This window comes from Actinomycetospora sp. NBRC 106378 (assembly GCF_030269685.1).
Lineage (GTDB): Bacteria > Actinomycetota > Actinomycetes > Mycobacteriales > Pseudonocardiaceae > Actinomycetospora.
This window is the reverse complement of sequence record NZ_BSTT01000005.1, coordinates 24,118-34,547: the sequence shown is the minus strand read 5'-3', so window position 1 is coordinate 34,547 and position 10,430 is coordinate 24,118. Positions and strand designations below refer to the sequence as shown.

Below are 10,430 nucleotides of genomic sequence, written 5' to 3'. Positions count from 1 at the left end.
CTCGTCCCAACCCGTCTCGGCGGCCGAGGGCGGCGCGGGCGCGGTCGGTCACCGCACCCTCGACGTGGAGTGTCGAGGCGCTCCCGGCGGGAATTCCTTGGAATCGATGCCCGTGCGGCGGGGCTACCAGGTGCCGGCGAGCAGCTCGCCCATCCGGGTCTCCCGGGCGACCTGCTCCAGGTCGGCGTCGACCATCATGTGCATGAGCTCGGGGAACTCGACCTCGGGCTTCCACCCCAGCCGGACCTGCGCGCGGGCGCTGTCGGCGCACAGGACCTCGACCTCGGCCGGCCGGACGAGCTCCGGGGCCACGACGACGTGGTCGCGCCAGTCGAGCCCGACGTGGTCGAAGGCGATCGCGACGGCGTCGCGCACCGAGTGCATCTGCCCGGTGCCGATGACGTAGTCGTCGGACTCCTCCTGCTGGAGCATGAGGTGCATCGCGCGGACGTAGTCCCCGGCGTAGCCCCAGTCGCGGACGGCGTCGAGGTTGCCCAGCGCCAGCTCCTGCTGCAGGCCCAGCTTGATCCGCGCGACCGCGAGGGAGATCTTGCGGGTGACGAACTCCTGCCCGCGGCGCGGGGACTCGTGGTTGAACAGCATCCCCGAGACCGCGTACATCCCGAACGACTCGCGGTAGTTCCGCGTGATGTAGTGGCCGTAGGCCTTGGCGGCCCCGTACGGGCTGCGGGGGTGGAACAGCGTCGTCTCGCGCTGCGGGGTCTCGGCGGCCTTGCCGAACATCTCCGACGACGACGCCTGGTAGAAGCGGATCTGCCCGTCCGGCGCGGCCGTGCGGGACGTGCTCAGCCCCGAGACCATCCGGATCGCCTCGAGCATGCGCAGCACGCCCATGCCGTTGACCTCGGTGACCAGTTCGGCCTGCGGCCACGACAGCGGGACGAAGGAGATCGCCCCGAGGTTGTAGACCTCGTCGGGCTGCACGGAGTCCACGGCGGCGACCAGGCTGGCCTGGTCCATCAGGTCGCCGTCGACGAAGTCCAGCTCCGACGCGAGCCGGCTGACCCGGGACTTGCGGGGGTTGGCCTGACCCCGGATCAGGCCCCAGACCTGGTAACCCTGCCCGAGCAGGTGCTCGGCCAGGTAGGAGCCGTCCTGGCCGGTGACACCGGTCACCAGAGCGCGCTTCGACATGGGGATTCCCCTCTTCGACGACGGTGTGGCGTCCGCGCCCGGTCCGGGCGGCGCCGGCGGAAGGTGTGCTCCGCGCTCCTCGACGGAGCAGGACGCTCGCAACGCCGCGAACGCGATGTCAACGAGACCGCACCGTTGCCGAGGAAATCCCGAGTGCCTCGCGGAATGCGCGGCGCATTCCGTCGGGGACTGGGGATTTCTCGGTGCGCGATGCGTTCGGATGCCCGGGCCGACGAAGCGTCGACGACACGACACGAGACGACCGGGGCGAGGGCGGAGCGGTGCTGGTACGACTCGCGAAGGACCGGCTGCGCGGCTGGCTGCCGGCCGTCGGCGTCCTGGTGGTGCTCCAGGCGGTGCAGATCGCGGGGACGCTCGCGCTGCCGACCCTGGGTGCGGCCGTGATCGACGACGGCGTTCTGCGCCGCGACGGCGACCGGATCGCGACGCTCGGCGCGGTGATGGTCGCGGTGGCCGTGGTCCAGGTCGTCGCCGCCCTGGTCGCGGCCGGACTCGCCGCCCACGTCTCGACCGGCATGGGGCGGGACCTGCGGGCCGCGGTGTTCTCCCGGGTCCTGGACCTCTCCGGGCGCGAGGTCGCCCGCTTCGGCACCGCCTCGCTCGTCGCCCGCACCGTGAACGACGTGACCCAGGTGCAGAACCTCGCCCGCTCGGGGCTCGGGGTGCTGGTCTCGGCCCCGCTGATGTGTCTCGGCAGCGTCGTGCTCGCGCTCTCGCTGGACGTACCGATGGCCGCGCTGCTGGTCGCGATGGTGCTGGTGGTCGCGGTCGGGTTCGGGCTGCTCCTGGCGCGGATGGCCGCGGTCTACGGGCGGATGCAGGTGGCCCTCGACCGGCTGGGGGTGCTGCTGCGGGAGGCGATCTCCGGGGTGCGGGTGCTGCGCTCGTTCGTCAGCGACGACCGGGAGATCGCCCGCTTCGCCGACCGCAACGACGACTTCCTGGACCTCTCCCGGCGGGCCGGGCGGCTGATCGCCTCGATGCTCCCGCTGGTCCTGCTCATCCTCAACCTGGCGACCGTGGCGCTGCTCTGGGTCGGGGCGCACCGCATCGCCGCCGGCGCCACCCCGGTCGGCACCCTGAGCGCCCTGCTGAGCTACCTCGCACTGATCCTCATGTCGGTGGTGATGCTCGCCTTCGTGCTGCTGGCCGTGCCGCGTGCCCGGGTCTGCGCGGGCCGCATCCAGGAGATCCTCGACTGCGAGCCGGGCGCCCGGCCGCCGGCCGCGCCGGTCGGGCTGCGGACCCGCCCGGGCCGGGTGGAGCTGCGCGGGGTCGAGTTCCGCTACCCCGGCGCGGAGCGCGCGGTGCTGCACGACCTCGACCTGCTGCTGGAGCCCGGCGAGCGGGTGGCGGTCCTCGGCGGCACCGGCAGCGGCAAGAGCACCCTGGTCGACCTCCTGGTCCGGGCGAGCGACCCGACGGCCGGCGAGGTCCTCGTCGGCGGCACGGACCTGCGCGACCTCGACCCCGCCCTGCTGGCCGCGACGGTCGGGGTCGTCCCCCAACGGCCCTTCCTGTTCAGCGGGACGGTGGCGGAGGCACTGCGCTTCGGACACCCCGACGCCGACGACGCCGAGCTGTGGGAGGCCCTGCGGGTCGCCCGCGCGGACGAGTTCGTCGCGCAGATGCCCGGGGGGCTGGACGCGCCGCTCGCGCAGGGCGGGCGCAACGTCTCGGGCGGTCAGCGGCAGCGGCTCTGCCTCGCGCGAACGCTGCTGCGCCGCCCCGCGGTCTACCTGTTCGACGACTGCTTCTCGGCCCTCGACCAGGTCACCGAGCGCGAGGTGCGGGCGGCCGTCGCCGAGCGCACCGCCGGCGCCACCGTGCTCCTCGTGGCGCAGCGGATCGCGGCCGCCCGGGACGCGGACCGGATCGTGGTCCTGGACGCCGGGCGGGTGGTCGCCACGGGCACCCACCGGACGCTGCTCGCCACGAGCGGGACCTACCGGGAGATCGCCCGCTCGCAGGCGGTGGAGGACCCCGTCGAGGACACGGTCGAGCACGCCGTGGAGGACGCGGCCGAGGACGCGATGGAGGAGGTCGGCCGATGACGGCGACCGCCCGGGACCCCGACCGCGCCACCGAGCCCGACCGCGCCACCGAGCCCGACCGCGCCACCGAGCCCGACCTGCCGGCGGGGACCGCCGTCCGGCGGCTCGTCGGCCTGCTGCGCCCCCACCGCGGCGCCGCCCTGCTCGCCCTGCTCGCCGGCCTGGGCGGGACCGCCCTGAACGCCGTCGGCCCGCTGCTGCTCGGGCGCATCACCGACATCATCGTCGCCGGCGTGACCGGTCCCCCGGGCGCGGGCGTCGACTTCGCCGCGATCGGCCGCCTGCTCGGCGTCCTGCTCGCGGTGTACGTGGCCGCCTCGGGACTGATGCTCGGGCAGGGCCGGCTGGTCGCCTCGGCGGTCTGGCAGGTCGTGCACCGGCTGCGGGCGGACGCGCGCGCCAAGCTCGCGCGGCTCCCGGTCCGGCACTTCGACCGGCACGCGACGGGCGACGTGCTGGGCCGCACCACCACCGACGTCGACAACCTCCAGCAGACCCTGCAGCAGTCCCTGGCCGAGCTCGTCACCTCGACGTTCTCGGTGCTGGTGATGCTGGGGCTGATGCTGTGGATCTCGCCCCTGCTGGCCGGGGTGATGCTCGCGAGCCTGCCGGTGGCCGCGGCCCTGGCCGCCCTGCTGGCACGGCGGGCCCAGCCCTCGTTCGCCGCCCAGTACACGGCCGGGGGTGCGCTCGCCGGGCACGTCGAGCAGGTCTGCACGGCGCACGCCCTCGTGCGCTCCCACCATCGGCGGGACGCCGTCGAGCGGGAGTTCGCCGCCCACAACGCCGCCGTCACCCGCGCCGGCTCCGCGGCCCAGTTCGTGTCCGGCGCCATGGAACCGGTGATGATGTTCGTGGCGAACCTGGGCTACCTCGCCGTCGCCGTCGTCGGCGCGTGGAAGGTCCTCGCGGGCACCCTCACCCTCGGCGACGTCCAGGCCTTCATCCTCTACGCCCGGCAGTTCAGCCAGCCGATCGTCGAGATCGCGTCCGTCGCGGGCCGCCTCCAGGCGGGCGTCGCGTCGGCCCAGCGCGTGTTCGGGCTGCTCGACGCGCCGGAGCAGGCCCCCGACCCGGACGATCCCGTCCGTCCCGGGCGCATCACCGGCCGGGTGGAGTTCCAGGACGTGTCGTTCCGGTACGCCCCCGACGTCCCGCTCATCGAACGGCTCTGGCTGGTGGTCCCGCCCGGCGCGACCGTCGCGGTCGTCGGTCCGACCGGCGCCGGGAAGACCACGCTCGGCAACCTGCTCCTGCGCTTCTACGACGTGGACTCCGGCCGGATCCTCATCAACGGCACCGACGTCACCAGCCTGTCGCGCGCGGACCTGCGCCGACAGTTCGGGCTGGTCGGCCAGGACACGTGGCTGGTCGGCGGCACGATCGCCGACAACATCGCCTACGGGTCGCCGTCGGCGTCCCGGGCGGAGGTCGTCGAGGCGGCGCGGGCGACCTGCGTGGACGGGTTCGTCCGGGCGCTGCCCGACGGCTACGACACCGTGCTCGACGACGACGCCGCGGGCGTGAGCGCCGGGGAGAAGCAGCTGATCACGGTCGCGCGGGCCTTCCTCGCCCGGCCCGCCGTGCTCGTCCTCGACGAGGCGACCAGCGCCGTGGACACCCGGACCGAACTGCTCATCTCCCGCGCCATGGGCGCGCTGCGCGCCGGGCGCACGAGCCTCGTCATCGCCCACCGGCTCTCCACCGTCCGCGAGGCGGACACCATCGTCGTGATGGACGCCGGGCGCATCGTCGAGCAAGGCGGCCACGAGGAGCTCCTCGCCGCCGGCGGTCACTACGCGCGCCTGCACGCGGGCCCGGACGCCCCGGCCTGACCGCCCGGTGCTGGGGTTTTCCCGACGCCGGGGGTGGTCGGATTCGGGCATGGCGCAGACGGTCGGGACGCAGCGGGAACCGGCGACGAGCGGGGGCCGGGCGCCGATCCTGTTCTGCGCCACGCACTCGACGGGCGAGGCGACGACCAGCATCGTGCTGGCCGGGGAGCTCGCCCGCCGCGGCGTCCCCGACCTGTGGTTCGCCGGTGACGAGAACCTGCGTGCCCCCGTGGCCGAGCTCGACGGCGCCTCCCCGGTCCGGTTCGCCTCGCTCGGCGAGGTCAACCCCGCCGTCGCCCTGACGATGGTCGACGACCGGACCTACGCGCGGATCCACCAGCGCTCCCGGGTGCGGGGCCTGCGCGCCCGGGCCCGCCAGCTCTTCGACGTCGAGCACCTGTTCGGGCGCTACCGGGCCCTCGAGGAGGTCGTGGACCGCGTGCAGCCCGCGCTCCTCGTGGTCAACCGCTTCGCGACCCACGCGATCCAGCTGGCGCTCACGCGCGGGATCCCCTACGTCATCACCGCGCCCTGCCTGCCCTCGAGCCTCGTCGAGGACCGGCTCCCCCGCGGCTTCCCGCGCCCGTCCTCGGGCCTGCCCCTGCGACGCACCCTCGCGCAGCGCCTCGCGCACGCGTGGTTCCGCGTGGGCACCGGCACGCTGTTCCTCGACCGCACGATCCTCCGGGCGGCCGTGGCGATGCACCGGCGGATGGGCGAGCTGGGCATCGACCCGTCGACGGCGCGGGTCCCGGTGCAGAACGCGGCGGCCCGCGGCCTCCTCTGCTTCTCCGTGGCCGAGGTCGACTACCCCTTCCCGATCCCGCCGGAGGTGCACCTGGTGGGCGCGCTCGTGCCGCCGGTGTCCGGCGACGAGCGCGACGCCGACGTCCACGCGTGGCTCGCCGACCGGCCCTCCTGCGTGTACACGGCCTTCGGCTCGATCACCCGGATGACCGCCGCCCAGGTCGGGGCGATGGTGGAGGTCGCGCGGCAGTTGGAGGGCGAGCACGCCGTGCTCTGGGTCCTGCGCCGCGACCAGCAGCGGTTCCTGCCGCCCGCCGCGGAGCTGCCGCGCAACCTGCGGGTCGTCGACTGGGTGCACGACCAGCACGCCGTCCTGGCCCACCCGCACGTCCGCGCCTTCTTCACCCACGGCGGCAGCAACAGCGTGCACGAGGGGCTCTTCTTCGGGACCCCCCTGCTCGTGCGCCCCACCAACGTCGACCAGTACGACCACGCCGTCCGCGCCGTGGACACCGGCATCGGGCTCGCCGTCGCGCGGCCGGACCGCGTCGACGTCGACGAGGTCACCGCCAAGCTGCGCCGCGTCCTGGGCGACGGGGCGTTCGCGCGCCGGGCCGAGGTCCTCGGCGAGCTCCAGCGCGCCGCCGGCGGGCTGGACGCCGCGGCCGACCTGGTGCTCGACGTCCTCGCCGGGCTCGACGCCGAGCGCGCGGGGGCCGGTAGCTGAGCACCGGCTGACCACCGGCTGACCACCCCGGTCCGCCGGCCGGCCCGGGCCGCCGCGCCCCGTCAGACGCCGGCGGCCCGCCGGGCCAGCAGCGTCGTCAGGCCCGCGAGCGTGGCGGCACCGGCGAGGGCGCCCTTGGTGACCAGCCCGAGCACGTCGTCGAGCGGGACCCACAGGACCTCCCCCGTCTCCTCCGGGTCGATCGGCGCCCCGGAGGGCCGGGCCCCGTGCCACAGGTGCACCTCGCAGGGCGCCACGACCTGACCGGGCAGCGGTTCGAGGGACAGCAGCTGCTCGGACTCCCCCACCGGGCACCAGCCGGTCTCCTCCGCGCACTCCCGGGCGGCCGCCGCGGCCGGGGCCTCGCCCGGGTCGACCATGCCACCGGGGAGCTCGTGGCCCCAGCGGTCGGTGACGACCCGGTACTTCCACATCAGCAGCACCCGGTCGTGCTCGTCGAGGACCAGCGCCGAGGAACTGGCGGGCAGCCGCGCGACGTGGTGCTCGTAGCGGCGGCCGTCGGGGGTGGCGACGTCGAGCAGTTCGAGCGCCATCCACGGCGAGGTGTAGCGGACCCGCCGGCCGTGGGTGGACCAGCCGCCGGTCGGTCCGGCGGCGGCCCCGTCGTCGGCGCTCACCGGTCGGGGGTCGGTCGGGGGGCGGCGGACCGGTCGCCGCCGTCGCCGCGCGCGTCGGTCCACATCGAGATGAGCGCACCGCGCCCCGGCAGCCCGAGCTTGCGGTAGGTGGACGTGAGGTGCTTCTCCACCGCACGCACCGACACCCCCAGCTGCTCGGCGATGTCCTGGTTGGTGATGCCGCTCGCGGCGAGCCCCGCCACGCGGCGCTCCGAGAGCGTGAGCCGCCCCGGGCTCCTCCCGGCCCGGTCGACCCCGTCCGCCTCCGGTGCCGACGGCGCCGGTGGCGCCGACGGCCCCGCCGGGCCCCGGGCCGGGTCGACCCGTTCGGACCGGTCCGGTCGCTCGGGGCGCAGGGGCGGCGACGTCGCCGGCAGGCCGAGGGCCGCCTCGCACCGGTCGGCCTCCTCGTCGAGGGCGGGATCGGCCCCGCCGTGCTCCCGCCGGTGGGCGGCGAGCTCGCGCAGCACCCCGACGAGCTCGCTCCGGTCGGCGGAGCCCCGCAGCAGGTCGAGCGCCGCCTCGAGCAGCTCCCCCGCCGCCGCGGGCTCGCCGGTCGCGGCGAGCAGCCGCAGGCTGCGCCCGACGGCCAGCGGCGCACCCCACTGCAGCGACTCGGCGTGGTCGGCCTCCGCGAGGGCCCGGGCCTGCTCACGCTGGCCGAGGTGGAGGGCCACCGCGACCGCGAAGGAGCGCCACGGCAGGGGCACCACGCCCCGCCGCCCGGCCTGCTCGAGGCGGCGTCCGCAGTCGAGGCAGTACTCGAGGGCGGCGGCGAGCTCACCGGCCTCGATCGCGAGGCGGGCCCGGAGCAGTTGCAGGAGGGCGTCGAAGGGCGCGAAGCGACGGCCGCCGGGGCGCACCCGGCGCAGGGTGCGCTCGACGAGGTCGGTGTCCCCCGCCCCTAGCAGCAGCGGTGCGAGCACGACGTCGGGCAGGAGCGGGTCGTCCACCAGCCCCTCGCCGAGCAGGGCCTGGGCCCGTCGGAGCTGTTCCTCGCTCTCGGTGCGGCGCCCCGAGCACACGAGCACGGCGGCGAGCTGCGCCCGCATGACGGCCTCGCTCGAGCGCAGCGCGTGCCGGGTGGCCTGGTCCACGGCGATCTCCAGCCACGGGACGAGGTCGTCGAGCGAGCTCTCGGCCATGCACGCGCACTCCACGAGCAGCGAGATCGGCCGGTGCACGTGGCTCGACGAGGCCGGCTCCCGGCGCAGCAGGTCACCGACGTGCTCTCCCACCCGCGCGGCGTCGATCCGACCCGCCACGGCCGCGGCCCAGACGAGCACGGTCGCGAGATCGCGCTCGGCCGGCGTGTCCAGCGGCAGCGGCAGCCGGTCGGCGTAGCGGTCGGCGGCGGCCGCCAGGCCCTCCCGGTCGGCGAGGTCGAGGAAGCGCACACGGGCCTCGAGCGCGAGCGCGGACTCCCGCGCCGCACCGTCCGGGCCGTCCGCGGCAGGGGCGACCCGCCCGGCCACGTCCCGCATGCTCACGACGAGGCTCTCGGGCAGGTCGACCAGGGCGAACACGGGGATCCGCACCAGGGCGTCCGCCCGGGCCGCGGCGTCCGGCAGCAGCGGCACGGCCTGCGCGATGCGCCGCAGCGCGATCCCCATGTCGAGGTCCCGCTCGAGCGTCGCCAGCTCCACCAGGACCTCGGCGCGCTCCTGGTCGGGCAGCGGCAGCGCGATGAGCGCGTGCCGCAGCGGCACCACCGCCTCCGGCGCCCCGGCCCGACGCGCCGCCGCCACCGCCGCCGCGCGCAGCACCCCCGACGCCCACCCGACGTCGGCGGACGAGGTCCCGTGGCGGGTCGCCGCCATGAGGTGACCGGCCACCTGCTCCACCCCGAGGGCGCCGTCCCGGCCGAGCTCCGCGGCCCGCAGCTGCAGCTCCCGGCGCTCGCCGGCCCCGAGCAGGCCCTCGACGGCCTCCCGGACCTGCTCGGCCGGCCGGGGGGACGGGTCCTCGACCACCAGGCCGAGGCGGCGGGCGGAGTCCTGGGCCGCGGCCCGGTCGGCGTCGTCGAGATCCGCGAGCCGGGCGAGCAGCTCGGGCCCGACGGGCCGGTCGAAGACCCCGAGCGCCGCGAGGAAGCGGCGGGTCGAGGGCGGTTGCGCCCGCACGGTGCGCAGGAGCCGCTCGCGCAGCAGGCTCGGACGTGCGGTGCGGACCAACACGGCCTGCCCGGCGTCGGGGCGTCCGCCGGCGGCCACCACCTCGTCGAGCAGGGCGTGGAGCGCGGCCGGGGTCCGGCCCCCCGCCTCGCGCAACGCCGCCAGGAACGCCTCGTCCCCCGCCACCCCGAACCGCTCGGTCACCACGGCCGCGACCGAGGCCGCCGTCAGGCCGGCGAGCGGGAGCGTGACGGCGTCGGCGTGCAGGGCGCTCGCCGACCAGCCCGGTGCCCCGCCGTCGCCGTCGAGCACCGCCGCGAGCACCACGACGCCGAGCCGGTCGATGCGCCGCGCGAGGTGCGCGAGCCAGTACCGGGAGGCGGGATCGCTCCACTGGTGGTCGTCGACCACCAGGACGACGGGGTTCTCCCGGGCCGGGGCGCGGATCCGTTCCAGCAGGACGGCGAACGCCCGCTGGAGGCGGGCGGTCGTCGCGGCGTCCGGATGCTCGAGGTCGGCCCCGGCGAGGTCCGAGACGAGCTCGTCGAGCAGGGCGAGTTCCTCGCGGCCGCAGTCGGCGGGCACCGACTCGGCGATCTGGCGCGCGAGCCCGAGCGTGAACCCGCGCTCGATCGGCGTGCCGCGGGCCCGGAGCACCGTCGCCCCGGCCCGCTCCGCGGCCGCCCCCGCGGCGACGAGCACCGCCGTCCGCCCGACCCCGACCGGTCCGGTGACGCCGACGACCGCCCCGACCCCGGTCCGCGCCCGCTCGACGAGTCGGGCGATCACGCCGAGCTGCTCGTCACGTTCCTGGAGCACGGGCCTCCGTCCGTCGGGGCACGCGGACCGCACCGTCCGACCGCCGGGTTCGCAACCGGCGCCGACCGCGGCGGGTGCCGGCCCGCCCCCGCCTGCCCGGACCGGTGAGTCTAGGAGTGGAACACCGTCCTGGGGCGACGACGGGGAAAACGACACGTGTCGTCCGGTCGGGGACCGTCCCTGCCGGGACGGGCCCGGGCGTCCCGTGCGGGGCGGGCGTGCCATCGACGGTCCTCCCGGGGGGCGTCCGCGGCCGGACCGGCCGCCGGTGCCGGCCGGACCGCCGACACCGGGACCCAGGGCACCACGACGGATCCGGG

At 76.2% G+C, this 10,430-nt stretch carries 6 protein-coding genes; 3 read left to right on the top strand and 3 right to left on the bottom strand.

From position 1 onward, the window contains the following. Positions 1 to 123: 123 nt before the first annotated feature. Positions 124 to 1,155, bottom strand: coding sequence for a GDP-mannose 4,6-dehydratase (locus QSK00_RS13755; RefSeq protein WP_285591567.1), 1,032 nt, complete (start codon positions 1,153 to 1,155; stop codon positions 124 to 126). 281 nt (positions 1,156 to 1,436) lie between these two features. Between QSK00_RS13755 and QSK00_RS13750 the strand changes: the two genes are divergently transcribed. Genes QSK00_RS13750 through QSK00_RS13740 form a run of 3 tightly spaced genes read left to right on the top strand, consistent with a single transcriptional unit; the run spans position 1,437 to position 6,539 of the window. After that, positions 1,437 to 3,230, top strand: a complete 1,794-nt coding sequence (locus tag QSK00_RS13750) for an ABC transporter ATP-binding protein (RefSeq protein WP_285591565.1) — start codon at positions 1,437 to 1,439, stop codon at positions 3,228 to 3,230. Beyond that, positions 3,227 to 5,065, top strand: a complete 1,839-nt coding sequence (locus QSK00_RS13745) for an ABC transporter ATP-binding protein (RefSeq protein ID WP_285591563.1) — start codon at positions 3,227 to 3,229, stop codon at positions 5,063 to 5,065. Before QSK00_RS13750 ends, QSK00_RS13745 begins: the two co-directional genes overlap by 4 nt. Positions 5,066 to 5,114: 49 nt before the next feature. Beyond that, positions 5,115 to 6,539: a glycosyltransferase gene (locus QSK00_RS13740; protein ID WP_285591560.1), complete on the top strand. Its 1,425-nt coding sequence runs from the start codon at positions 5,115 to 5,117 to the stop codon at positions 6,537 to 6,539. A 62-nt stretch (positions 6,540 to 6,601) separates the two neighbouring features. Here QSK00_RS13740 and QSK00_RS13735 read toward each other — a convergent pair whose 3' ends face one another. Then, a complete protein-coding gene (locus QSK00_RS13735; RefSeq protein WP_285591558.1) occupies positions 6,602 to 7,177 on the bottom strand; it encodes an NUDIX domain-containing protein in 576 nt (191 codons plus the stop codon). After that, positions 7,174 to 10,110 (bottom strand): helix-turn-helix transcriptional regulator, encoded by a 2,937-nt coding sequence (locus QSK00_RS13730; protein ID WP_285591556.1) that lies wholly within the window; start codon positions 10,108 to 10,110, stop codon positions 7,174 to 7,176. The genes QSK00_RS13735 and QSK00_RS13730 overlap by 4 nt, the downstream gene beginning before the upstream one ends. Between the last annotated feature and the right edge of the window lie 320 nt (positions 10,111 to 10,430).